This is a genomic window from Achromobacter sp. ACRQX (genome assembly GCF_022346505.1).
Taxonomy (GTDB): Bacteria; Pseudomonadota; Gammaproteobacteria; order Burkholderiales; family Burkholderiaceae_B; genus Achromobacter; species Achromobacter animicus.
The window spans coordinates 18,869-41,470 of the sequence record NZ_JAKRML010000022.1 but is presented as its reverse complement, the minus strand read 5'-3'; the positions used below and the strand labels follow the sequence as shown (position 1 = coordinate 41,470).

Annotated in this window: 21 protein-coding genes and 1 tRNA gene; 10 read left to right on the top strand and 12 right to left on the bottom strand. The window is 66.0% G+C overall.

What is annotated here, in order from left to right:
- Positions 1 to 54: 54 nt before the first annotated feature.
- On the bottom strand, positions 55 to 264 hold the full coding sequence (locus MHZ91_RS19030; protein ID WP_191578993.1) for a hypothetical protein: 210 nt from the start codon (positions 262 to 264) through the stop codon (positions 55 to 57).
- A gap of 367 nt (positions 265 to 631) precedes the next feature.
- Here MHZ91_RS19030 and MHZ91_RS19025 point away from each other — a divergent pair, with 367 nt between their 5' ends.
- Both MHZ91_RS19025 and MHZ91_RS19020 read left to right on the top strand, forming a co-directional pair.
- On the top strand, positions 632 to 1,615 hold the full coding sequence (locus MHZ91_RS19025) for a patatin-like phospholipase family protein (protein WP_255809877.1): 984 nt from the start codon (positions 632 to 634) through the stop codon (positions 1,613 to 1,615).
- 2 nt (positions 1,616 to 1,617) lie between these two features.
- On the top strand, positions 1,618 to 3,069 hold the full coding sequence (locus MHZ91_RS19020) for a GntP family permease (RefSeq protein WP_175125573.1): 1,452 nt from the start codon (positions 1,618 to 1,620) through the stop codon (positions 3,067 to 3,069).
- A gap of 11 nt (positions 3,070 to 3,080) precedes the next feature.
- Here MHZ91_RS19020 and MHZ91_RS19015 read toward each other — a convergent pair whose 3' ends face one another.
- From MHZ91_RS19015 to MHZ91_RS19005, 3 genes are all read right to left on the bottom strand, one after another.
- Positions 3,081 to 3,371: a ClpX C4-type zinc finger protein gene (locus MHZ91_RS19015; RefSeq protein ID WP_175125571.1), complete on the bottom strand. Its 291-nt coding sequence runs from the start codon at positions 3,369 to 3,371 to the stop codon at positions 3,081 to 3,083.
- Between the two features lie 106 nt (positions 3,372 to 3,477).
- Complete coding sequence (locus MHZ91_RS19010; RefSeq protein WP_239215214.1) at positions 3,478 to 3,897, bottom strand: hypothetical protein; 420 nt, start codon at positions 3,895 to 3,897, stop codon at positions 3,478 to 3,480.
- On the bottom strand, positions 3,894 to 4,334 hold the full coding sequence (locus MHZ91_RS19005; protein ID WP_239215213.1) for a Fur family transcriptional regulator: 441 nt from the start codon (positions 4,332 to 4,334) through the stop codon (positions 3,894 to 3,896). Before MHZ91_RS19005 ends, MHZ91_RS19010 begins: the two co-directional genes overlap by 4 nt.
- A 108-nt stretch (positions 4,335 to 4,442) precedes the next feature.
- On the opposite strand from MHZ91_RS19005, the gene MHZ91_RS19000 reads away from it, so the two are divergent.
- Entirely contained in the window at positions 4,443 to 5,225 is a 783-nt protein-coding gene (locus tag MHZ91_RS19000) for an AraC family transcriptional regulator (RefSeq protein ID WP_239215212.1), read from the top strand.
- A 77-nt stretch (positions 5,226 to 5,302) separates the two neighbouring features.
- Here MHZ91_RS19000 and MHZ91_RS18995 read toward each other — a convergent pair whose 3' ends face one another.
- The gene (locus MHZ91_RS18995; RefSeq protein WP_239215211.1) at positions 5,303 to 5,764 is read right to left on the bottom strand and encodes a YkgJ family cysteine cluster protein; all 462 of its coding nucleotides are present in this window, start codon (positions 5,762 to 5,764) and stop codon (positions 5,303 to 5,305) included.
- A gap of 117 nt (positions 5,765 to 5,881) precedes the next feature.
- On the opposite strand from MHZ91_RS18995, the gene MHZ91_RS18990 reads away from it, so the two are divergent.
- Positions 5,882 to 6,514: a DNA-3-methyladenine glycosylase I gene (locus tag MHZ91_RS18990; protein ID WP_239215210.1), complete on the top strand. Its 633-nt coding sequence runs from the start codon at positions 5,882 to 5,884 to the stop codon at positions 6,512 to 6,514.
- A gap of 23 nt (positions 6,515 to 6,537) precedes the next feature.
- On the opposite strand, the gene MHZ91_RS18985 is transcribed toward MHZ91_RS18990, so the two are convergent.
- On the bottom strand, positions 6,538 to 8,460 hold the full coding sequence (locus MHZ91_RS18985) for an LTA synthase family protein (protein ID WP_239215208.1): 1,923 nt from the start codon (positions 8,458 to 8,460) through the stop codon (positions 6,538 to 6,540).
- A 348-nt stretch (positions 8,461 to 8,808) separates the two neighbouring features.
- Here MHZ91_RS18985 and MHZ91_RS18980 point away from each other — a divergent pair, with 348 nt between their 5' ends.
- The gene (locus tag MHZ91_RS18980; RefSeq protein ID WP_239215206.1) at positions 8,809 to 10,884 is read left to right on the top strand and encodes an AsmA family protein; all 2,076 of its coding nucleotides are present in this window, start codon (positions 8,809 to 8,811) and stop codon (positions 10,882 to 10,884) included.
- Positions 10,885 to 10,984: 100 nt separating this feature from the next.
- Here MHZ91_RS18980 and MHZ91_RS18975 read toward each other — a convergent pair whose 3' ends face one another.
- Positions 10,985 to 12,577 carry a sensor domain-containing diguanylate cyclase gene (locus MHZ91_RS18975; protein WP_239215204.1) on the bottom strand — a complete coding sequence of 531 codons (1,593 nt, stop codon included), beginning with the start codon at positions 12,575 to 12,577 and terminating at the stop codon, positions 10,985 to 10,987.
- An 11-nt stretch (positions 12,578 to 12,588) separates the two neighbouring features.
- A complete protein-coding gene (locus MHZ91_RS18970; protein WP_175125552.1) occupies positions 12,589 to 13,236 on the bottom strand; it encodes a TetR/AcrR family transcriptional regulator in 648 nt (215 codons plus the stop codon).
- A gap of 114 nt (positions 13,237 to 13,350) precedes the next feature.
- Here MHZ91_RS18970 and MHZ91_RS18965 point away from each other — a divergent pair, with 114 nt between their 5' ends.
- From MHZ91_RS18965 to MHZ91_RS18955, 3 genes are all read left to right on the top strand, one after another.
- On the top strand, positions 13,351 to 14,097 hold the full coding sequence (locus MHZ91_RS18965) for a 3-oxoacyl-ACP reductase family protein (RefSeq protein WP_239215202.1): 747 nt from the start codon (positions 13,351 to 13,353) through the stop codon (positions 14,095 to 14,097).
- Positions 14,098 to 14,236: 139 nt separating this feature from the next.
- A tRNA-Lys gene (locus tag MHZ91_RS18960) sits at positions 14,237 to 14,312 on the top strand.
- A gap of 196 nt (positions 14,313 to 14,508) precedes the next feature.
- Positions 14,509 to 15,453, top strand: coding sequence for a metallophosphoesterase (locus MHZ91_RS18955; RefSeq protein ID WP_239215200.1), 945 nt, complete (start codon positions 14,509 to 14,511; stop codon positions 15,451 to 15,453).
- Positions 15,454 to 15,467: 14 nt separating this feature from the next.
- Here the strand turns inward: MHZ91_RS18955 and MHZ91_RS18950 are convergent, their stop codons facing one another.
- The gene (locus MHZ91_RS18950; protein WP_239215198.1) at positions 15,468 to 17,381 is read right to left on the bottom strand and encodes a bifunctional diguanylate cyclase/phosphodiesterase; all 1,914 of its coding nucleotides are present in this window, start codon (positions 17,379 to 17,381) and stop codon (positions 15,468 to 15,470) included.
- A gap of 519 nt (positions 17,382 to 17,900) precedes the next feature.
- On the opposite strand from MHZ91_RS18950, the gene MHZ91_RS18945 reads away from it, so the two are divergent.
- The gene (locus MHZ91_RS18945) at positions 17,901 to 19,835 is read left to right on the top strand and encodes a bifunctional UDP-sugar hydrolase/5'-nucleotidase (RefSeq protein ID WP_239215196.1); all 1,935 of its coding nucleotides are present in this window, start codon (positions 17,901 to 17,903) and stop codon (positions 19,833 to 19,835) included.
- A 123-nt stretch (positions 19,836 to 19,958) separates the two neighbouring features.
- On the opposite strand, the gene MHZ91_RS18940 is transcribed toward MHZ91_RS18945, so the two are convergent.
- Both MHZ91_RS18940 and MHZ91_RS18935 read right to left on the bottom strand, forming a co-directional pair.
- A complete protein-coding gene (locus MHZ91_RS18940) occupies positions 19,959 to 20,228 on the bottom strand; it encodes a PAAR domain-containing protein (protein ID WP_105237403.1) in 270 nt (89 codons plus the stop codon).
- 40 nt (positions 20,229 to 20,268) lie between these two features.
- Positions 20,269 to 20,523: a hypothetical protein gene (locus tag MHZ91_RS18935; RefSeq protein WP_239215195.1), complete on the bottom strand. Its 255-nt coding sequence runs from the start codon at positions 20,521 to 20,523 to the stop codon at positions 20,269 to 20,271.
- 133 nt (positions 20,524 to 20,656) lie between these two features.
- On the opposite strand from MHZ91_RS18935, the gene tssA reads away from it, so the two are divergent.
- Positions 20,657 to 21,784, top strand: a complete 1,128-nt coding sequence (gene tssA / locus MHZ91_RS18930; protein WP_175125538.1) for a type VI secretion system protein TssA — start codon at positions 20,657 to 20,659, stop codon at positions 21,782 to 21,784.
- 21 nt (positions 21,785 to 21,805) lie between these two features.
- On the opposite strand, the gene MHZ91_RS18925 is transcribed toward tssA, so the two are convergent.
- The gene (locus tag MHZ91_RS18925) at positions 21,806 to 22,600 is read right to left on the bottom strand and encodes an OmpA family protein (protein ID WP_175125528.1); all 795 of its coding nucleotides are present in this window, start codon (positions 22,598 to 22,600) and stop codon (positions 21,806 to 21,808) included.
- Positions 22,601 to 22,602 lie beyond the last annotated feature (2 nt).

Sequence of the window (22,602 nt, the reverse complement as noted above, 5' to 3'; positions counted from 1 at the left end):
GCGCTGCGGGGACTGTCCGGGCTCGGACGGCCCCCGCAATGCTCGTCAGTCAGTTCAGCTCAAGAAAACCTGTCTGATCCCTGCCGTGCTGGGCTTTTGAACATTGGGCTTCGTGGAGAGCTGGGCGTGCGGGTTGTAGGACGAAGCGCCCGTGGAGCGGTTCGGGCCGATTCCGCCGCTGACCTGGTTGATCTCGTCGGCGGTCATCGCTTCGATGCGGAACTCCGCGTTGCCTTGCTGAACCTGCTGTTCCATTTTTTCCATTGCTATCTCCTGCTGCATGCCGGCGGAAAAAGCCGCGCCAACGTCGGCTGAGCGCCCCGCGGGCGGATCCAGCCGCGTATGTCACGCACCTTCAAGGCCGGGGGCTGGTTTGCTCGAGGCGGACAGTAGCAGCGGCCCGGTGCAGGCGCATCGGTCTTTGGTCGTAGAAGGCGCGCGGCCGCCCGTGATGTCTTTTGTTTTTCAAAGCCATCGCGTATAACTGCCGAACGATATGTGCGCCGCAACATGGTTCATATCGCAATCATTTGATCGCCCGCTCACCCCCCAGCCTCCCGCAAGGAGTACCGCCGTGGCCCGATCCAAAGCGTCGCCGACTGACCGCGATCCCCTGTTGATCGACCTGGCGCTGCAGGGCGGCGGCGCCCACGGCGCATTCACCTGGGGCGTGCTGGACCGGCTGCTCGAAGAATCCTGGCTTGGCATTGACGGCATCTCGGGCACCTCTGCCGGCGCCATGAATGCCGCGGTGCTGGTGCTGGGGCATGCACGGGGCGGCGCCGACGGCGCCCGTGCGGCGCTGGAAGACTTCTGGCGCCGCGTGTCCGACTCCGCGCGCTACAGCCCTTTTCGCCGCAGTCCGCTCGACATCCTGATGGGTTCCTGGTCGCTGGATCATTCGCCCATGTTCATCGCCTTCGACCTGGCGTCGCGGGTGTTTTCGCCCTATGACCTCAGCGCTGCGGCCAATCCGCTGGCCGCCATCCTGCAGGAAGTCATCGATTTCGATGAACTGGCGCGCGCGCCCATCGATCTGTTCATCACGGCGACCAATGCGCGCACGGGGCGCGGCCGGGTGTTCAAGAATGCCGAGGTGAATGCCGACGTGCTGCTGGCTTCGGCCTGCCTGCCGACCATGTTCCGGGCGGTGATGATCGACGGCGACCCGTATTGGGACGGCGGCTACAGCGGTAATCCCACCATCACGCCGCTGGTGCGGGAATGCCAGTCGCACGACACAATCCTGGTGCAGATCAACCCGGTCGAACGCCCAGGGCTACCCAGCAGCGCCCGCGAGATCATGAACCGACTGAACGAAGTCACGTTCAACGCGTCGCTGCTGAAAGAGCTGCGCATGATCGCGCTGTTGCGCCAGGTGGCCGACCCCGGCAATGGCGAGGGCAAGATGTGGGCGGACATGCGCATCCATCGGGTCTCGTCCGACCTCATGGTGGAATTGGGCTATTCCTCCAAGCTCAACGCCGAATGGCCGTTCCTGTGCATGTTGCGCGACGAGGGCAGGAAGGCCGCCGACCGCTTTCTGGCCGAACATGGCGATGACCTGGGCAAGCGGTCATCGCTGGACATAGACGAACTGCTGGGCGAGGTCTGACCATGGGACTCTTCGGCATCCTGCTCGCGCTGGTATTACTGATCGGGCTGGCCTACCGCGGCTGGAGCATCCTGCTGCTGGCGCCGGCGGCGGCCATGGTGACGGCGGCCGCGGCGGGAGAGCCGCTGCTGGCCCATTGGACGCAGACGTTCATGGGCGGTGCAGCCGGATTCGTGGCCCAGTTCTTTCCGTTGTTTCTGCTGGGGGCGCTGTTTGGCAAGCTGATGGCCGACAGCGGGTCCGTCACCGCGATTGCCGACGCGATGACGCGCAAGCTGGGCGCGCGGCGCGCGATTCTGGCGGTGGTGCTGGCCGGCGCCATCGTCACCTACGGCGGCGTTAGCCTGTTCGTGGCGTTTTTCGTGCTGGCGCCCATGGCGCACGCGCTTTTCAAGTCGGCCGGGATTCCGGTGCGCCTGATGCCCGCGGCCATACTGCTCGGCACATCCACCTTCACGATGTCCGCCTTGCCCGGCACGCCCGCCGTGCAGAACGCGATTCCCATGCCGTTCTTTGCGACCACGCCGTTCGCCGCGCCCGGACTGGGCATCATCGCCAGCGCGATCATGCTGGGTTTCGGACTGTGGTGGCTGAGCCGGGCGGAAGCGTCGGCCCGGCGCGCGGGCGAGGGCTATGTGGCGCCAGCGGGCATGGCCGCCGACGTGTCTGACGACGTGCTGGTGCGCGAGCGTGCCACGGTCGCGCGCGAGTTCGATCCGGCCGAAATGCACCACGGCCAGCGCAGCCCCGACGCGCCGTCCACGCTGGTGGCCGCGACGCCGCTCGTGGTCGTCATCCTGGTCAACCTGTTCATGACGCTGGTGGTCCTGCCGCGCATGGACACCGCCTGGCTGGCCGAGGCGCGCTGGGGCGGCACCAGCCTGGCCGCGGTGGGCGGGGTCTGGTCGGTGATCACCGCGCTGTTGGCCGCGATTGCCGTGCTGGTGGTGCTGAACTTCCGGCGGCTGCCGTCGCTGCGCGACACCATGGATGCGGGCGTGAACGCGTCGGCGCTGCCCCTGCTTAGCGTGGCAAGCCTGGTGGGATTTGGCGCGGTGGTCGCGTCGCTGCCGTCGTTCGCCGCGGTGCGCGATTGGGTGCTGTCGATCGAAGGCGGGCCGCTGGTATCGCTCGCGGTGGCGACCAACGTGCTGGCTGCGCTGACCGGTTCGGCGTCGGGCGGCTTGACCATCGCCCTGCAGTCGCTGGCCGCGACGTACATGGAGCTGGCCCAGACGCTGGGCATCGATCCGGCGCTGATGCACCGCGTGTCGGTGATCGGCGCGGGCACACTGGACAGCCTGCCGCACAACGGCGCCGTGGTGACGCTGCTGGCGGTGTGCGGGTCAACGCACCGCGAGGGCTACATGAACATCGTCGTGGTGGGCATCGTGGGGCCCATCATCGGGCTGGCCGCCGTCATTGCGCTGGGCAGCGCGCTGGGGTCTTTCTGACGGGCGAACGCTCAGGACAGCGTGCGCGCGGGCAGCGCCGCCGACAGGTCGTTCAGACTGAGACCGCAGCACCGCGCCCGCTCGGCCAGCGTTTCGCTTTGCGCCAGCGCGCGGCTGCTTTCGTCCAGCAGCACGTCCAGCTGCTCTTGCGGCGTGGCGGCCATCGCCCACGCGCGCTCGGCGAAGCGGATGGCGAACTGGTCCACACAGGTTTTGCAGATGGCCGCGCCGTTCTGTTCGAGCAGCGGCGCGCCCTGCGCGAGCGTCGATTGGCAAAACAGACAGGCGAGGGCGTGGTTCATGCGTCGGGCGGCCGGTGCGAATTGTTCGAAGGCGGCCGCGCGGATGGCGGCGCCTGTCATTGAACAACGGCCGCGCACGCCCAGTCTTAAATCGCGATCCGGCCCCTTAATCGACGTTGAAGCCGCTCGGGCCCGCCTGCCCGAGCAGTTCGCGGGCGCACTGGACCGCTTCGCCCGGCGTCGCGACCACCAGGAACGGCAGGCCGAAGGCGCGGGCCATCTTTTCGCCGCGCTTGCGCAGATTGTCCAGCGCGTCGGTATCGCGCTCGACGGCGATGAATGCCCGGCAGCGTGCCCGCAGTCGCGGCATGTTGGCCGTCTGCCATTCGATCATCGCCTTGCGGTCCTCGTGCGCGGCCTCATGGCGGGTATCGGGCACCACCATGACGAAGCTGCGCGGGTTGTCCACCAGCAGCTCCATCTCGCGAATCCACGAGGCCGAGTAGCCCAGCGGCGCGCCGCCATGGCGGGCGGTCACGATGGGAAATTGCGACAGGTCGTGGAAGAAAAACTGATCGTGGTTCATTCGAAGGCTCCGTGGGGCAGGGCGGGATCGTCCTTGGCGCAGCCGCAGCTGCCGTATAGCACCAGGCTGTAGGAATCCAGCTCGAACCCGCTGCGCCGCGCGATCTTCCTGACCAGTTGGGCCATGGCGGGATCGCTGGATTCCCGGATCTGTCCGCAACGCGTGCAGACCAGATGGTCGTGATGGCCTTTGTCGTTCAGTTCGAACACATTGGTGTGCGTATCGAGCTGGATGCGTTTGAGCAGGCCGGCGTGCTCCAGTTGCGTGATCACCCGGTAAACCGTGGCCAGGCCGATATTGCTGTGATCCGAGATGAGGCGGCGGTAGATATCCGCGGCGCTCATGTGCTGGTCTGCGTGGCGGTAGAAGATGTCCAGGATCTTCATCCGCGGGAAAGTGGCTTTGATGCCGGCGTCGCGCAGCCGTGTGTGGTCCATGTCGATTCTCCATCCGGGGGGCTGATACCCGGCTGATGAGAATGATGTACATTTTCAAATGGACCCGCTAACGGGAACCCGTCAACCTGTACCTCAAACCTGCCAACCATGCTTCAAGCGGCTGCCGCTTCCCCTTTGCCCGACGTCCTGCTGACGCCGTTCAGCCTGCGCAGGCGGCGGGAGTCCAAGGGCATTTCCGTGCCTGCGCACACCCATGCCGAGGGCATGCTGGTGCTGGTCCACGAAGGGCTGGTGATGGTGCAGTCGGGCGAGCGCGTACTGACGGTGCTGCCCGGCAGCCTGGGGTGGATTCCGCCCGGCGTGCAGCACGGGGCGCGCTGGTTCGGTGAGGCGCGCGGGTCATTCCTGCACGTGCATCCGGACATCTGCGGGCGCCTGCCGGCGAACTGCCAGGCGTGGCCGTCTTCCCGGCTGATCGAGGCGCTGGTCGAACGTTTTACGGAAGGCAGGTGGCAGGATGCGACGCCGTCTTATCAGGCGCAGTTGTTCGACGTGCTGCTGGAGGAACTGCGGCAGCGCACATCCGATGCCACCGCGCCGCTGCCGATGCCAGCCGATCCGCGCCTGCAGGATCTGGCCAACACGCTGCTGGACACGCCGGACGACACGGCGGGCATTGACGAATGGGCGCAGCGGCTGAATATGTCGTCGCGCACGTTGATGCGCCGTTTTCGCCAGGAGACCGGCGTCACGCTGGGGCAGTGGCGCCAGCAGGCCCGGCTGCTGCGGGCGCTGGAAATGCTGTTCCGGGGCGGATCGGTCACCCAGGCCGCGCTGTCGGTCGGGTATGAAAGCACCAGCGCGTTCATTGGAAGCTTCCGCACGGCGTTCGGCATGACGCCGACGCGGTATCTGGCGGATCGCGGTTAGGGGTTGAACGCGGTCAGGCGTGCCACGCAGTCAGGGAGCAGCGCAGTCAGGGGGCCACGCAGTCGGGGGCAGCGCAGTCAGGCGGCGGCAGGCTGGTCCGGATGCAACGGGCCTTCCGGGTCGTTTTCCGCGTCCGGCCGGGGCGGTACCGGCGTCAAGCCGAGCGACAGCCGCAGGCGCTGGCAATCCGGATTGGGCGAGCCGTCCGGCATCCAGATGTCGAACTCGCGGCACGGCGTGGGCCGGCTCTCGTAGATGTCGCAGTGGATGCCGGGCGTGCCCAGCTCGCCGCGCAGTGAAATGCAGCGTCCGCCGCCCATTTCCGTGCCCTTCATGCAGGCGCGCAGCGGGCTCATCTGGGTGACCAGGTCCAGCGGCACGTGGCCGCCGTTTTCGCCGGCCAGTTCACCGACGTAAAACGACACGCGAAAATGCGCGCAGCAGGCGCCGCAGTCCAGGCAGGGATTGGCGGACGGGTCGTCGCCGGCCAGCACCGCGGGCGAGACAAACGAGACGAGCGAGGTCAGTGGCAGGGACATGGGCGTAGGTCCGAAGGCCGGAAATATTATCTGGATTTGCGTTGCGGCCGCTACGACTTTTTTCAGGGACATTGCAGGAGTAGCATCGGTACCCTGTCAGTCCCGAGGAGCGCTTTCTTGTCCGCAAAAACCGATTTTCCAGATGGCCTGGCCCGTTGCGGCTGGGTGGACACGTCGGCCGAATACATGGCCTATCACGACACCGAATGGGGCCGCCCCGAAGGCGACGATCGCGCGCTGTTCGAACAACTCTGCCTGGAAGGTTTCCAGTCCGGCCTCAGCTGGCGCACCATCCTGAACAAGCGCGAGGCCTTCCGCCGCGGTTTCGCCAACTTCGATCCCGCCAAGCTTGCAACCTTTGGCGAACCGGAAGTCCAGGCGCTGCTGGCGGATGCGGGCATCGTGCGCCATCGCGGCAAGATCGAAGCCATGATCAACAACGCGGCCCGGGCACTGGAAATGATCGACCGCGAAGGATCGTTGGCCGCGTATTTCTGGCGCTTCGAAGCGCCACCCGCCAAGGGGTCCACCTACGGCGCGTCAACGTCCGAACAGTCCGAAGCCCTGTCCAAGGCGCTCAAGAAGCTTGGCTGGAAATTCGTGGGGCCCACCACGGTCTACGCCTTCATGCAGTCCGTGGGCATGGTCAATGACCACAGCCCGGGCTGTCATTGCCACGCCATCATCGAGAAAAAGCGCAAGGCGTTTGTGCGTCCGCCCGTGCGTCCGCCCGTGCGGCCAGCCGGCTGACGCCTTGTATTAAACGGCCCGCGTCAGGCTGCGCGGCCGTTCTCCTGCCCGGTCTGTACCGGCGCCTGCCCCGGCAGGCTGTAACGCCCCTCGCGGTAAGCCCAGCTTGGCCACAACGCGTGCGCCAGCGCCTCGGTCGCCAGTTCGGGATTCAGCGGCGCGGGGGCGTAGTCCTCGGGCGCGGTGTAGCGGTATTGCACCGCCGTCTTGTTGGGCGCCAGCACCAGCAGGTCGTCGCCCTTCAGATAGCCGTAGGTGCTGTCGTACTGCATGATCGCGCGTCCCGGCGTGCTGCGCGTGAGGTCGTGCCCGATCATCGGATGCTCGGTATCCACGCCGATCAGCGACAGCAGCGTCGGCGGCAGGTCGATCTGGCTGACCAGGCGGTCGTCGCGCCGCGCCTCGATGCCGGCGCCCAGGATCACGGCCGGGATATGAAAGTGGCGCACCGGCACCAGGCTGGCGCCAAACACCCGCGAATCGTGGTCCGCCGCCACCAGGAAGACGGTGTTCTCCCAATACGGCGACGCCTTGGCCTTCTCGAAGAACCGGCCCAGCGCCCAGTCGGCATAGCGCACCGTGTTCTCGACCGTGGCGGGATTGCCGTCGGTCTCGATGCGGCCCGCCGGATACTCCCACGGCGTGTGGTTGGACACGCTGAACGCCAGCGTGAAGGTCGGCAGGTCGCCGTCTTCGCGCAGCAGGCGGTCCAGCTGGTTGAACATGTCCTCGTCCGAGGCCCCCCAGGTGCCGACGAATGCCGGGTCGACAAAATCGGCCCGGTCGACAATCTGCTTGAAACCGTTGCCCAGGAAGAAGCCCTTCATGTTGTCGAAGTGCGACTCGCCGCCATAGATGAAGCGCGAGTGATAACCGTGGCGTCCCAGCAGATCCGCCAGCGAGAAGAACCCGCGCTGCGAGCGCGGCAGCTTCAGCACCGCCTGCGCGGGGGTGGGAAGAAAGCCGGTGGTCACGGCTTCCAGGCCGCGCACCGAACGGGTGCCGGTGGCGTAGGCGCGCGTGAAGGACCAGGCGTCGCGCGCCAGCGCATCCAGTTCCGGCGTCAGGTTGGCGCCGCCCAGCGCTGCGCTGTACTGCGCGCCCAGGCTTTCTTCAAGAATGATGACCAGGTTGAGCGGGCGATGCGTCTTGCGGGTGGCCGGCTGGCGGTGCAGGCTGGGGTAATCGGGGTTCGGCGGCGGATACGGCAGTCCGGACTGCGCCAGCACCAGGGCGTGCATCTTGTCGTCGTCCATGCCGCCATACACGGCGGAGGCCGACTTTTCGTTCTTCATGCTGTAGACCGCGTAGAACACGTTGTACAGCGAGTTCAACGCCAGAGTATTGAGCATCCCGTCGGAGCTATAGGCCACCGAAGACGGGTTGATCGGACGGTGGCTCAGCGTGCCGCGTATGGCCAGGATCACCACCGCCAGGATCGCCACGCTGGCAAGCGGCATCTGCCACCACGTCAAAGGCGCGTCGGGACGCGCGTGGCCCAGCAAGGTCCAGGCGGCCCAGCCGATGAGCGCCAGCGCGCCCAGCCCGCCCAGCAGCGCGCCCTTGTAACCGCGCCACAGCATTCCGGAAACCTCGCGCGGATGCTTCAGGTATTCGACAAACAGGCGGTTGGGGCGGGAGTCGTATTCGATGATGAAGGGCGGCGTCGCCACTTCCAGGAACGCCAGCAGCACGAACGCCACCAGATACCAGCCGGCGGCCAGGTTTGCCGCCAAAGGAATGTGACCGAAAAGCGGCGACAGGACGGCCGGCAGCGCGGCCAGCACCGCAATCTGATGCGCGTCGATGCGCAGTCCCCGCAGCAGCAAGGGCGCGAGACCGCCGGCAATGCGCACGCGCTGCCATTGCCACAGCGCAAGCGCCAGACGGCTGAGCGTCAGCAGCGCAAACGCCGCCAACACGAAAATCAAGGTTGAATGCCGCATCGGGCCTCCAGGTTGTCCTGCTTCACCACCCGGCGCGGGCGGAATCGGTCATTTGGCATTGGAACCGCGCCGGCGTCAAAAATTCTGTAAGGGCGTCCGATAAGGCCGTTCTTCGCACGCCCTAGTGGTCTCTGTTTGTAACGGCCGTACCGGCACCCGGGCACAGCACTTGCTGCGCAACGCCGCGGACGTTCGTGCCGTTGACATGACTGCCCGGCGCGACCGCCCGGAAAAATCCGCACACATTATGGCGTCGTTCCGTCCGACCGCCGCAACAGGCCGCGATACCCTGGGGTAGCAAGTCCGGCCAGCGGTGTGCGGCCGGCAGCCAAGCCAAGGATAGTAACCATGACGCGCACAAGAAAAATAGCGATCGGGATTGTAGGGGGCATTGCCCTGCTGGTGGCGGTATTGATCATCGTGATCGCCACGTTCGACTGGAACCGCGCCAAGCCTATGATCAACGAACGGGCCACCGCCGCCATGGGGCGCCCCTTTGCAATCAACGGCGATTTGAGCGTGCGATGGCAACGCGAGCCCGGCGAAAGCGGCTTGCGGTCCTGGGTGCCCTGGCCGCGCGTGGTCGCCAACGACATCACGATCGCCAATACGGAGTGGGGCAAGGCGCCGCATTTCGCCACGCTCAAGCGCGCGGAATTCAGCCTGTCTCCTTTGCCGCTGCTGGCGCAGCACGTCGTCATCCGGCACATCCAGCTGACGGAGCCGGCCGCCGACCTGGAACGGCTGGCCGACGGCCGCGCCAATTGGGTCTTCACCCTGCCGGAATCGGGCGAGCCCTCGCCCTGGGTGCTGGACATCAACGAGATCGGATTCGACAAAGGCCGCGTCGGCTATGCCGACGAAATGCTCAAGGCCGACCTGACGGTGCTGGTCGACCCGCTGGGCAAGCCCGTGCCGTTTGCCGACGTAACGGGTAAGTCTTTTGTGCCCGAGGACGGCACGGCCCCGGCGCCGCGCGATTACGTGTTCGGCTGGAAGGTCGACGGCAAGTACAAAGGGCTGGCCACCAAGGGCGAAGGCAAGGTCGGCGGCATGCTGGCCCTGAAGGACCCCAAGCAGCCGTTCCCCTTGCAGGCCGACGTGTCCATCGGCGGTACGCGCGCATCGGTCGCGGGCACGCTGACCGATCCTGTGAATCTGGGCGCGCTGGACCTGCACCTGAAACTGTCCGGCTCGTCCATGGCGCAGCTCTATCCGTTGACCGGCGTGACGCTGCCCGACACGCCGCCCTACAGCACCGACGGCCATCTGGTGGCCAAGCTGCAGAATCCCGGCGGGGCGGTGTTCGACTACAAGAACTTCAACGGCAAGGTCGGCGACAGCGACCTGCACGGCGATATCACTTTCGCGCTGGGCGCGCCCAGGCCCAAGCTGACCGGCAAGCTGTCGTCCAAGCTCCTGCAAATGGCCGACCTGGGTCCGCTGATCGGCGTGCAGTCGGGCGGTGGGCCGAAGTCGGCCGTGGATAAATCCAAGGACGCGCCCGCCAAGCCCAAGGGCGGCAAGGTCCTGCCCACGCAAGAGTTCCGTACGGACCGCTGGCGCGACATGGACGCGGATGTCTCGCTGGACGCCGCCCGGATCGTCCATGACAGCAAGCTGCCGCTGTCCAAGCTGTCGGTGCATGTCATCCTGCAGGACGGCAAACTCACGCTGGATCCGCTGCGCTTCGGCATGGCGGGCGGCACCATGAACGCCACTGCGCGCCTGGACGGCTCGCGCGCGCCGCTCACCGGCCGTATCGACATGCAAGCGCGCCGCCTGCAGCTCAAGCAACTCTTTCCGTCGGCGGAAGCCATGCAGAAGACGCTGGGCGAGCTGAACGGCGACCTCGCGATCAGCGGCACCGGCAACTCCGTGGCGGCATTGCTGGGCTCGGCGAATGGCGACGTCAAGATGCTGGTCAACGACGGCGTGATCAGTCGCAGCCTCATGGAGCTTGCCGGGCTGAACGTCGCCAATTACGTGGTCTCCAAGCTGTTCGGCGACGATGAAGTGAAGATCAACTGCGGCGCGGCGGACCTGGAATTGAAGAACGGCGTGATGACGCCGCGCATCTTCGTTTTCGACACCGACAACGCGCTGATCACCATCACCGGCTCGGCCAACTTCAAGGACGAGACCATGGACCTGGACATCGATCCAGACAGCAAGGGGTTCCGCATCTTCTCGCTGCGCTCGCCGTTGTATGTGCGCGGGACGTTCGGATCGCCCGACGTGGGCGTGCATGTCGCCCCGCTGGCGGCGCGCGGCGCGGGCATGGTGGCGCTCGGCGTGCTGCTGACGCCGGCGGCCGGGCTGCTGGCGCTGATCGCGCCCAGCGCCAACGACGAGAATGCGTGCGGCCCGCTGCTGGAGCAGATGCGCAAGCCGCCCAAGGCGCCGGCGCCGGCCAAGAAGTAAGCGGGCGCGTGGCGGCGGATGCGCCGACTCCGCCCAGATGAGAGGAATATGCGGGCCGGCGTGACCGCAGATGTCCCCGTCCCGCCACGGCGCGTGACGGTCAGCCCCCGGGCATCAGTCGAAAGCCATCCGGCGCGGCCTCGTCGGCCGCGCACACCACATTGCGGCCATGGTTCTTGGCGTAGTAGAGCGCCTGGTCGGCGCGCTCGAAGACCGCCTCCAGCGTCGCGCCCTGTTCCGGATAATGCGCCACGCCGGCCGAGATGGTGAGGGGGGCGGGTAGCGGCGTCACCGCCGGCGTCGCCAGCCGCGCGCGCAGCCGCTGCGCAATCGCGATGGCCGCTGCCATGCCGGCGCCCGGCAGCAGCATCACGAATTCTTCGCCGCCCGGCCGCGTCAGCACATCACCGCTGCGCGATCCCTCGCGCATCACGCCGGCCAGCGCCTGCAAGGCCTGATCGCCCGCCGCGTGGCCATAACGATCATTGATGCGCTTGAAGTGATCGATGTCGATCGCCACGATGGCGACCGGCGTGCCTTCGGCGCCCAGCAGCGCCAGCGCCTCATCCATGCCGCGGCGGTTCAGCAAGCCAGTCAGCGTGTCGGTCGTGTTTTCGCGGCGCAGGTCGCTGAGCTTGTGATGAAACGATGCCAGTCCCATCAGCAGCGCGCGCCGCAATTGCGCGGCTTCGAAATACCACGAGCGCACGGCACGGATACGGTCCGCGGAATCGGGGTCCTGCATGCGCTTGGCAATGCTGGCCATCTGCCCCAACGGGCGCGCGATCCAGCGCGACAACAGCCAGATCAGCGCCACCGATAGCAGCAGCAAGGGCAGGGTGTTGCGGGCGGTGGCCATCAACAGGTCCGAAAGCGGGGCAAGCGTGCTGTCCACCGGCCGCTGCGCGATGATGCTCCAGCCGGTGCTGGGCACGGGCGCAAACCCCGCCAGCATGACGCGGCCTTCATTGTCGATGAAGCGCCGCTCGCCGGTCTCGCCACGCCGCGCCGAGGCAAAGGCTTCGTTGTCGGGGGCCGGCTTGCCAAGCTGCGCGCTGTTGGGGTGATAGATCAGCGTGCCCTTGCGGTCGATGACGTAGAGAAAGGAATCGTCGCGGTAGAAATGCTGGTCCAGCAGACGATCCAGCACGTTGTCCTCGTGCAGGTAAAGCGACCCGGCTATGAAGCCGAGATAGCGGAAATCGCGCGAGAAAATCGGCTGGGTGTAGAGAATCTGCCAGCGGCCGTTGCTGGCCTGAAACGGCTCGCTGATCGTCGGCTGCCGGGCGGCAAGCGCCTGCTTGACCGCGTCGCTGACCAACTGATGTCCCAGCAATTGCGGATACGACGGCGACACCGCCAGCACCTTGCCTTGAGGTGATGAGACAAAGCTGGAATTGAAAAGCCCCAACTGCTGCTCCTGCCGGCGCGTTTCCTCGGCCATGCTTGCGGGACGGCTTTCCATGCCGGCCAGCTCGTCGGCGCTGTAGGCGAGGTAGCGGCGAATGTCGTTCAGCAGCGCATCGGTGGTCAGCGCCAGCTTGGACGCATAGATGCGGTTCGTGTCCATGGCATTGCGCAGCAGCAGATCGCGCTGCACCAGATAGCTGGCATGCAGGCCGCCCGCAAGCACCACGACGACCGACAGCAGGCTGATCCACAGGATGAGACGCCGCAGGTCGACGCGGAACATGACGGCATCCGTCAGTTGCGGGCGCGGCCCGGTGGCACGCCGGACGGCGGCGGGGCGTCGCAGATCAGGGCGTCCCACGCGCGCATCGCCTGCCGGGCCACCGCCTGCAAGGTCTTGCGGCTGGCGCCATCGCGCGCCTGGATGGACATGCCATGCAGCACCGTCGTGTAGAACGCGGCCAGCCCCTTCAAGTCCGCGCCGGCGGGCAATTCGCCTTGCGCGGCGCCTGCGTTCAGACGGGCGAGGATGCGGCTTTGCATCTCGCGCCGGTTGTCTCCCAGGAAATTCCCCACGCCAGGCTGGTTGTCGCAACCGGCGGGTGCGCCCAGCACGATCATGCAGCCAGGCGGCAAGCCCGGGGCGGTGAAACGTTCGGCCGATGCCAGCAGCATGGCCTGCACCGCGTCGCGTGCCGTCGGCGCCGCCAGCAGCGCGCGACGCGCCGAGCCGCCCTCGGTCTCGCGGTAGAGCTCGACGGCTTCGCGGAAAAGACCTTCCTTGGAACCAAAGGCGCCGTAGAGGCTGGGCGAGTTGATGCCCATCGCTTCCGTCAGATCGGTCAGCGATGCCCCTTCATATCCCTTCGACCAAAAAACTTCCATGGCCTTTTGCAAGGCCTGGGCACGGTCGAAGTTCCGCGGGCGCCCACGTTCAGCCATGCCCGCGATTTTACTCGCGTCGCGTATTTTGTGTTGATCGATAAAAAATTGTTGACCGTGCCGCAAGCGCGCGGCGATGATATTTGTACCGATCACTACAAAACGAGGTTTCCCATGCAGAACTTGAACGGAAAAGTGGCGTTCGTCACGGGCGGCAGCCGAGGCATCGGCGCCGCCATTGTTCGACGCCTCGCCGCCGACGGCGCGGATGTCGCCTTCACCTATGTCAGCGCATCGTCCGCCGAGCCTGCCCGGGCGCTGGCGCAGGAGCTGACGGCGCAGGGCCGTCGCGCGATAGCCATCCAGGCCGATTCCGCGGACGCCGCCGCGGTCAAGCGCGCCGTCGAAGACGCGATCCGTGAACTTGGTCCTGTCGACGTGCTGGTCAACAACGCCGGCATTTTTCTGGCTGGGCATGTCGCGGACACCAGCCTGGACGACTACGAGCGGACGATGGACATCAATGTGCGCGCGCCTTTCGTCGCCATCCAGACGGCGCAGGGCTCGATGCCGGATGGCAGCCGCATCATCAACATCGGCAGTTGCCTGGCCCCACGCGCGGGCCGCGCGGGTGTTGCGCTGTATGCCGCCAGCAAGTCGGCGTTGGTCGGACTGACGCAAGGCCTGGCGCGCGATCTGGGGCCGCGCGGGATCACGGTGAACGTCGTACACCCGGGTCCCATCGACACCGACATGAACCCGGCCGATGGAGACCGCGCGGCTGATCTGATTGCCGTATTGTCTTTGCCGCACTACGGGGAAGCGCAAGACATTGCGGGGATGGTCGCATTCTTGGCAGGACCGGAAGGCCGCTATGTCACGGGCGCGAGTCTGGCGGTGGATGGGGGGTACGCGGCCTGATGTGCTCGTATCTAAAACTTTTTCGCCACCCGACTTGCACAAACAAAAAAAGCCCCATATAATCTTTCTTCTTCGCAGCACGCACATAACGAAACGCTACAGCGGCAACGCAGCAGCAGATCAAAGTGAGTGACTTGCAGGGCTGTTAGCTCAGTTGGTAGAGCAGCGGACTCTTAATCCGTAGGTCGAGTGTTCGAGCCACTCACAGCCCACCAGAATTCTTTGGCGGTACTTCTGGCAGTAACTGCAGCAGTAACCCCCAGCAGTACCCCAGCGCTAAGCCCACCGGAAACGGTGGGCTTTTTGCTTTGTGGGAATTTTGGCCGCAATGCTAACGTACTCCGGTTTCATCTCCTCAGCCTGCGAGCCGCATCTCGCAAGTCGGCAGGGGGATTGCAGGAAGGAAGACGCATGTACGACATCATTGGCGACATCCACGGAGAAGACCTGAAGCTCGAGGGGCTGCTGCGTTGTCTCGGCTATGTGCCGGCGGGCAAAGGCTACAGAGCCCCCCAAGGCCGGCAGGCAATATTCCTGGGCGATCTGGTGGATCGCGGCGCGGGGCAGCGGCGTGTCCTGGAAATCGTCCGCGCCATGATGGATGATGGCCAGGCGCTGTGCGTCATGGGCAACCACGAATTCAACGCCATCGGCTATGCCGTCGAAGACCCTCACCATCCCGGCGAGTTCCTGCGGCCCAATCGCGGCGACTCGGCGACGTGCCGGAAGAACCGCAAGCAGCACGGCGCCTTCATCGATCAGATAGGGGAAGGCAGCTCCGAGCATGCCGCCTGGGTTGCCTGGTTTCGCCAATTGCCGCCCTGCATGGACTTGGGCGGCATCCGCGTTGCGCATGCGTGCTGGGACGACCGCGCCGTCAATGCGTTGACCGACGCGGGGTGGATTCCGGGCAAGTCATTGGATGACGCCATGCTGGTGGCCACGCATCAAAAGGGCTCTGATCTGGAGCAAGCCAGGAAGCTGCTCACGTCGGGAATGGAATTGGCACTGCCTGACGGCCGCTACATCGAGGACAAGGAGGGGCACCGCCATCACCACGTGCGCCTTGCCAATTGGCGCGATTGGGCCGGTGCCCTGCATGAGGTCGCCCTGGTGCCGGCGGGCCAGGAGGAGCAGATTCGCGGTCTGGCGTTGCCCGAGGGCTTCAACCGGACGCCCATCACCGGCGCGCCCGTGTTCATCGGCCACCATTGGTTCAAGGGGCAGCCCAAGATCGAGAGCGGGAAGCTCGCCTGCCTGGACTGGTCGGCCGCAGCCGGCGGTCCGCTGGTGGCGTACCGCTGGGATGGCGAGGACACGCTGTCCAATGGCAAGCTGGTCTGGGATAGGGGATAGCGCTGCGATGGCCTTCACGCCATGATCCGCAGCGCCGTCTCGATCCCGAACGTCTGCGCAAACTGCTGCGCCGCCATCGGCTTTCCAAACAGATACCCCTGACCCTCTTCGCAATGCTCGGCCTGCAGCCGTTCGCGTTGCGCATCCGTTTCGATGCCTTCGGCGATGGTGTTCAGGTGAAAGCTGCGCGCCACATCCAGAATGGCCCGGACTACCGTGGCGTCCTGGTTCGACTCCAGTATCCCGCTCACGAACGATCGATCGATCTTGATGCGCGTGATCGGATGGGTCTTTAAAAGGCTCAGCGAGGCATACCCCGTGCCGAAGTCGTCGAATGAAATGCCTACGCCTTGGGCGCGCAGGCGCTGCAGCGTTTCCAAGACCGTGTCGTCGCTGTTCAGCACGATGTTCTCGGTGATCTCCAGTTCCAGCGCTTCGGCCGGCAGGCCGTGCCGGGCGAGTGTCTGCGCGACTTCGGCCGCCAGGTCGCCCTCGCGGAATTGCACGCCAAAAAGGTTCACGGCGATGCGAAAGTCGTGCAGGCCGCTGCGTCGCCAGAACGCGGCCTGACTGCACGCTTCGTTCAGCACCCATGCCCCGACCGTGCCCGCCAAGGGCCCGCCTTCCAGCGACGGCAGGAAGACGCCCGGCGCCAGCAGACCCAGTTGGGGATGGCGCCACCGCAGCAGCGCCTCGGCGCCCGTCAGTGCGCCCGTCGCCAGATTGATCTGCGGCTGATAGAAGAGCTGGAATTCGCCTTTAGCGACCGCGCGGTGCAGCTCCATGCCGTAGAGGCGCCGCGCCACGGCCTCCAGGCGCAGGTTGGGGGCGAAGACAGAGATGCGGCCGCGGCCGACCGCCTTGGCTTTGACCAAGGCGAGATCGGCGTTGCCCACCAGTTCCAGCGCTTCGTGCGCATGCAGCGGGGCCAGAGCCACGCCGCAGCTCGCCGTCAGGCGCAGCTCTTGCCCCTGGACCGAAATGGGGTCGGCGAAGCGCGCCAGCGCCTGTTGCGCCAGTTCCATTGCCTGTTTCAGGTCGCCGACTTCGTGCTGCAGGATGGCGAATTCGTCGCTGCCCAGGCGGGCCACCGTGTCGCACGGACCCGCGATGCCGTCCAGGCGCGCCGCGAGTTCCCGCAGGATCGCGTCGCCGACGGCATGGCCCATCGTGTCGTTGATGTCCTTGAAGCCGTCCAGATCCAGCATCAGGATGGCGGCGGCACACGGATGCGCCAGCACTTCCTCCACGCGCCGGTAGAACACCCCGCGGTTCGCAAGGCCTGTCAGCGGATCGAAACTGGTGAGTTTGCGCGCGTCGTCGTCATGGCGCGTGTGGGGGTGGGCCGCCCCTGGCCGTGGGGTGGGGCTGCGCTTCGTCCTCTGTGCGCCCGCAGGCAGTTCGGCCCGCTCGCGGGCGCGTTCGGCGCTGACTTCGACACGCCGCAACTCCAGCCGGTCGGCCGCCATGCGGGCCAGTTCGCGCAGCCGTTCCTTGTCGTCCTCGCTGAAATCGGCGTGCGGTTCCGTGTCGATGACGCACAGCGCGCCCAGCGGATGGCCGTCCGGTGAATTCAGGGAAACGCCGGCATAGAACCGGATGCCGGCAGGGCCCGCGACGAGCGGATTGTCGTGGAAGCGTTCGTCCAGGCGCGCATCTGGCACGACCATGACGTCGTCCTGCAAGACCGCATGGGCGCAGAAAGAGACGTCACGGCGCATGTCGGTGTCGCCGACGCCGATGCTGGCCGCGAAAAACACATGCTCGCTGCCGACCATGTTGATGGCCGACACCGGCATGTTGAACATGCGCGATGCAATGCGCACGACCGGGTCCAGGCTGGGCAGCGGACGCTGCGGATCCAGTCCGTATTCCGACAGGGCGCGCAGCCTCTCGGTTTCGGTCGGCAAAGGTGGGGGGCATTTCATCTACAGCCTCCTTTCTGTTTCTCCTTGTGCTGCGCCGTCTGGTTCCCCCGGCGTTGCGCGGGCAAGCCGCGGAACTGTCCACCACCTTGCTGCGCCGCCATTGCGGGTGACGCAGCGGATGGTGTCGCCCATTCAAAGCGGTCTGTTATGCCTTACAGCGAAACCGGCGCCACATTGCCGGAAGCGCCGGTGGAAGAACCAGTTTTCGAAGTGTGACTTGCCTGAAAAGTTTCGGAAGATGAATATGTAACTGATTGTTCCGATGTATGAATTTATCGCACGAACCTTCGTTTTTCCAGTGCGGGATGTGTTTTCAGATGCGCACACGGCCGGCCGGATGCGGCCTGTCCGTGTTTGCGAATAGCCACTGCCGTTACACCAGCTACGCGTCAAAAGCATGTCCAGACGCGAAAAATCGACCATTTTCTTGCGCGGAAGGTTTTCAGCTCGCATTCATCGTTGCGTCATACGCGGCAAACAGAATGCGGGCCTCGAATAGCCTCCACGGGAAAAAGGAACATGAAGCACTGGAATCGGAATGCGCTGGCCTGCGCAATGATGAGCGCGATGGCGTTGATTGCCGGCTGCGGCGGCGACAACGACAACGACAACACCAGCGACCCCGAAACGCCGCCCGTTACCGAACCTCCCGTGCAGGCGCGTCCGCTTGAGCTGACGATCCTCCACATCAATGACCATCACTCCACGCTGGACGGCAAGGACCGGACGCTGACCCTGAAGAACGCGGCGGGCGCCGATACCGAAGTGACCGTGTCCGCCGCCGGCATGCCGCGCGTGAAGGCCGCCATCGACCAGTTGGCCGCGAATTCGCCGAACGTGCTGAAGCTGCACGCGGGCGACGCGCAGACCGGCACGCTGTACTTCAACCGCGCCGGCGAGCCGGGCGAGGCCGATGCCGCGCTGATGAACACGGTCTGCTTTGACGCCATGGCCGTGGGCAACCACGAGTTCGACAAGGGCGACGATGGCCTGAAGCGCTTTGTCGACTTCCTGCACGCCGGCGCCTGCCAGACGCCGGTCCTGAGCGCGAACGTCAACTTCGGCGCGAGCTCGCCGCTCAAGGGCACCGACCTGATCAAGCCCGCCATCGTGGTGGAACGCGATGCCCAGAAGATCGGCATCGTCGGCCTGACGATCGCCAGCAAGACCAAGGAATCGTCCAGCCCCAACGCGGACACGACGTTCACCGACGAAACCGTGGCCGCGCAGGCGCAGATCGACGCCCTGCGCGCCAATGGCGTCAACAAAGTGATCCTGCTGAGCCACATCGGCTACGGCTACGACAAGGAAGTCATTGCCAAGCTGAGCGGCGTGGACGTGGTGGTGGGCGGCGATTCGCACACGCTGCTGGGTCCGGACGCGATGAAGACGATGGCCGTGGGCACGCCGGGCGGCGCCTATCCGACCCGTCTGGCCGACAAGGACGGCAAGCCCGTCTGCCTGGTGCAGGCGTGGGAATACTCGCAAGTCGTGGGTGAACTGAAGGTCAGCTTCGACGCCAACGGCGACGTGACGAACTGCGCCGGCACGCCGCACGTGCTGATCGACACCGACTACCGCGTCAAGTCGGGCAGCGCCCTGGTTGCGGCCTCCGATGCCGATCGCGCCGCCTTCAACGCCGGGGTCGCGGCCAGCGGCTTCCTGCGCGAACAGACGCCGGACGCCGCCGCATTGTCGGTGCTGCAACCTTTCAAGGCCAAGATCGACAGCTTCAGCAAGACCAACGTCGCGCAGGTGCCGCTGGAACTGTGCTTCCGCCGCATTCCGGGTCCCACGCCCGCCAGCAATGCAGCCAGCCCCGCTTGCGAGAGCGAAGGCAACGTCGCCCTGCGCGGCGGCGACATCCAGCAGTTGGTGGCGCAAGCCTATCTGGACGTGGCCAATGCCGAGTACGGCGGCGCCGACATGACCCTGCAAAGCGGTGGCGGTGTGCGCCGCGCGCTGAACGGCACCGTGACGGCGGCCGACGTGATCGCCGTCGTGCCGTTCGGCAACATGCTGTGGCGCCTGGATCTGACCGCCAACGAGGTCAAGTCCATGATCGAGGATGGCCTGGACGCGACGTACAAGCCGGGCGGCAAGGACGGTCCTTACCCCTACGCGGCCGGCCTGCGTTGGGATGTGACCGCGTCCAACGCCAAGGGCAGCCGCGCCAGCAATTTCCAGTACTTGGACCAGGCCACCAGTACGTGGCTGCCGCTGGATAATGCGCGCACCTATCGCCTGTTCGTGCTGAGCTTCAATGCCACCGGCGGCGACGGCTACACGACGCTGGCCAACGTGCCGGCCGAGCGCCGCTCGGACATCGGTGTGCTGGACGCGGATGTGTTCCAGGCCTACATCGACATGCAGGTGAAGGATTCGGGCACCGGCCTGCCTGTCTTGAACCGCATCGACAACGACCGGTACAGCACGCACAACTGGCAGCAGTAATCGTCAATCCGGCAGGCCGGAACGCCGGTCCTGCCGTGCCGTTGGCGGGTCCCCGATGCGGGGGCCCGCCTTGGCGCGTCCTGAATACGCGCTCGGCCTCGCGCCAGCCGCGAGGCCCGTCGCTCAACCGTATTCCAACTGATAGAAATGCTGGCTGGCGATCAGCGTGGCGCCGCACGACGTGCGCATGCCTTCCAGCGCGGTGAGGCGGTCCGAGCCGACGTTCTGCACGCCTTCGACGATGGTGTGGGTGTCGCCGCATTTGGGGCAGGTGACGCGATCGCCGACGCGGGCCATCGGCTGCCCGAAGATGACGACGGTTTCGTCGCCGGTCACGACGACGCCGCCGTGCGACGTTTTATCGCCCTTGCGGATGACGGAGCGTTGGGACATGGTGCGCGCCAGGTATGGGTTCAAAAAGCCAGGTGTGGGTTTACAGATACGTGCCGTCCGGCGCCAGCCGTGCCGGGCCCACAACGAAAGTGCCGTCCGGCGCCATGCGCACGGGACCGCCGCCGCCTTTATAGCTGCCGTCGGGGGCGCGTTGCGGCGTGCCGGCCACGTAGGTGCCGTCCGGGGCGCGGGTGATCGGACCTTCTCCACCGACGATGGTGCCGTCGGGCGCGCGGCGCGGGGTGCCGGCGATGAAGTGCCCGTCGGGCAACATGCGGATCGATTTCGTCGTCATGAGTGCTCCTTGATCGGAGCGCAAATCATAGCGAAGCATCGTGATGCGCCTTGTAATAGGACGTGTCATCTTTGAACGTCCTGCGTAAACGGTTGTGGGATGATTTGCGCCTACTTACATATGCTCCGCGCCCATGACCGACATCAACGCCCTGTTGCTTCCGATTCCCGGCGACGCGCCTTGCGGCGTCGACCTGGTGTTTTCGCCCGAGTTCGACGCGATCCGCGAGGCGCGCCGGCATGACGATCCCCAACTCGACCAAGGCGATTGGGTCATCGACCTGAAAGAGGCCGACTGGCCCGAGGTGGCGCGCATCTGCTCCACGGTGCTGCGTGAGCGCAGCAAGGACATCCGCATCGCGTCATGGCTCGCGGAAGCCTGGGCCAAGACGCGCGGGTTTGCGGGGCTGCGTGACGGCTATCTGCTCATCGACGGGCTGTGCCGCGATTATTGGGAAGGCCTGCATCCCGTGCCGGAAGACGGCGACGTGCAGCAGCGCGTGGGCAATCTGGCGTGGCTGCTGTCGCGATCGCAGCAGCTGATCGGCGAGATTCCGCTGACCCAGGCCGATGGCGCGCGCTACGGCGCGGTGCTGTGGGAGGCGGCGAGCCAACTCGCGAATGCCGTCAAGCGTACGCCGGATAACGCCAATGAATTGACGCGCGGAAAGCTGACGCTGGACCGCTTCGATGCCGCGCGGCGCGATACGCCGCCGTCGTTCTATTCCGAGCTGGACACGCAGCTCGAAGGTTGCTCGCAGGCGCTGGCGCAACTGGAGCGCACGCTGGACGAGCGCCTGGGCGACGAAAGCCCGGCGTTCTCCCGTGTGCGCGAGTCGCTGCGCAATGTCACGGAACTGGTGCACCGCTTTGCGCGCGACGCGGGCCTGCTGGTCCGTGCCGACCTGGCGGCCGCGCCGCCGCCCGCGTCGTCCGCACCCGCCGTTCCCGTTCGAGTGGAGCCCACCTTGCCCCCCGCCGATCACTTTCCCGCTGTCGATACGCCCGCGCATGGCGCGCCGCCGGCCGCCGTGCGCGGTCCGATCCAGACCCGCGAACAGGCGCTGGCGCAACTGCGCGAGGTGGCCGATTTCTTTCGCCGCACCGAGCCGCACAGCCCGGTCGCCTATCTGGCAGACAAGGCCGCAAGCTGGGGCGAGATGTCGTTGCACCTGTGGCTGCGCACGGTGGTCAAGAACGACGAGACCCTCTCGGGCCTGGAAGAACTGCTTGGCATCAAGAAGGCCGGCGAGGGCAGCTGAGGCGGCCCTCGGCGCGCGGCCTCAGCGCGCCGCGCGGAATTCGATCCGCCGGTTCTTGGCGCGGCCTTCGGGCGTGGCGTTCGTGGCCACCGGCTGATCCGGGCCGGCGCCCATCGCCTCAAAACGCGATGCCGGCAAACCCTTATCGACCAGATAGTCCCGCACCGCGTCCGCGCGCGCCTGGCTGAGCGCCAGGTTGGTGCTGCGGCTGCCGGAACTGTCGGTGTGGCCGATGATCTGGATCTTGTCGGCACGCAGCTTCGGCACGGCATCGGCCACCCGGTCCAGCAGCTCGCGGCCGCGTGCGGTCAGGCGCGTGCTGCCCGTCTCGAACTCCACCACGCGATTGCTGAGCAGGTTGTCCAGCACGTCCTGCTCGTCCTTGTCCGCCGACACGCGCAGGCCGTTGACGATCTTGTAGGTGGGATTGAGCGAGGTGGCGAAGGTGCTGGCGATCTGCTGGCGCGAGGCTTCGTTGTCCACCTCGCCGCGCAGCCGGATCTGAGTGCCGTCGATTTCCAGCTGTCCGCGGTTGATCTGCTTGAGCGGACTGTCCAGCAGCTTGCCGACGTGTTGCGACCAGTTCGGCGGGGCGACGACGCCGCCTACGTCGATGCGGTCGATCACATTGCCTACGCCATACACCTTTTGCAGCCGTTGCAGCACGTCGGCCTTGGTGGCTTCGTCCGGCACCGCGCCGCTGGCGACCACCTGGCCGGGTTGGGGGATGACGTTGGCGGGAACGACCGTCGCCGCGTCCTGGGCATGCGCCGCCCAGGAGCAGGCCGCGGCCAGGACCAGAGTGAGTGTGCGCATGT

Bases quoted from the DNA above. Each gene is read 5' to 3' on its own strand.
- MHZ91_RS19030 (WP_191578993.1), bottom strand. From the start codon at position 264: ATGGAAAAAATGGAACAGCAGGTTCAGCAAGGCAACGCGGAGTTCCGC.
- MHZ91_RS19020 (WP_175125573.1), top strand. From the start codon at position 1,618: ATGGGACTCTTCGGCATCCTGCTCGCGCTGGTATTACTGATCGGGCTG.
- MHZ91_RS19015 (WP_175125571.1), bottom strand. From the start codon at position 3,371: ATGAACCACGCCCTCGCCTGTCTGTTTTGCCAATCGACGCTCGCGCAG.
- MHZ91_RS19010 (WP_239215214.1), bottom strand. From the start codon at position 3,897: ATGAACCACGATCAGTTTTTCTTCCACGACCTGTCGCAATTTCCCATC.
- MHZ91_RS19005 (WP_239215213.1), bottom strand. From the start codon at position 4,334: ATGGACCACACACGGCTGCGCGACGCCGGCATCAAAGCCACTTTCCCG.
- MHZ91_RS19000 (WP_239215212.1), top strand. From the start codon at position 4,443: ATGCTTCAAGCGGCTGCCGCTTCCCCTTTGCCCGACGTCCTGCTGACG.
- MHZ91_RS18995 (WP_239215211.1), bottom strand. From the start codon at position 5,764: ATGTCCCTGCCACTGACCTCGCTCGTCTCGTTTGTCTCGCCCGCGGTG.
- MHZ91_RS18985 (WP_239215208.1), bottom strand. From the start codon at position 8,460: ATGCGGCATTCAACCTTGATTTTCGTGTTGGCGGCGTTTGCGCTGCTG.
- MHZ91_RS18980 (WP_239215206.1), top strand. From the start codon at position 8,809: ATGACGCGCACAAGAAAAATAGCGATCGGGATTGTAGGGGGCATTGCC.
- MHZ91_RS18975 (WP_239215204.1), bottom strand. From the start codon at position 12,577: ATGTTCCGCGTCGACCTGCGGCGTCTCATCCTGTGGATCAGCCTGCTG.
- MHZ91_RS18970 (WP_175125552.1), bottom strand. From the start codon at position 13,236: ATGGCTGAACGTGGGCGCCCGCGGAACTTCGACCGTGCCCAGGCCTTG.
- MHZ91_RS18965 (WP_239215202.1), top strand. From the start codon at position 13,351: ATGCAGAACTTGAACGGAAAAGTGGCGTTCGTCACGGGCGGCAGCCGA.
- MHZ91_RS18955 (WP_239215200.1), top strand. From the start codon at position 14,509: ATGTACGACATCATTGGCGACATCCACGGAGAAGACCTGAAGCTCGAG.
- MHZ91_RS18950 (WP_239215198.1), bottom strand. From the start codon at position 17,381: ATGAAATGCCCCCCACCTTTGCCGACCGAAACCGAGAGGCTGCGCGCC.
- MHZ91_RS18945 (WP_239215196.1), top strand. From the start codon at position 17,901: ATGAAGCACTGGAATCGGAATGCGCTGGCCTGCGCAATGATGAGCGCG.
- MHZ91_RS18940 (WP_105237403.1), bottom strand. From the start codon at position 20,228: ATGTCCCAACGCTCCGTCATCCGCAAGGGCGATAAAACGTCGCACGGC.
- MHZ91_RS18935 (WP_239215195.1), bottom strand. From the start codon at position 20,523: ATGACGACGAAATCGATCCGCATGTTGCCCGACGGGCACTTCATCGCC.
- tssA (WP_175125538.1), top strand. From the start codon at position 20,657: ATGACCGACATCAACGCCCTGTTGCTTCCGATTCCCGGCGACGCGCCT.
- MHZ91_RS18925 (WP_175125528.1), bottom strand. From the start codon at position 22,600: ATGCGCACACTCACTCTGGTCCTGGCCGCGGCCTGCTCCTGGGCGGCG.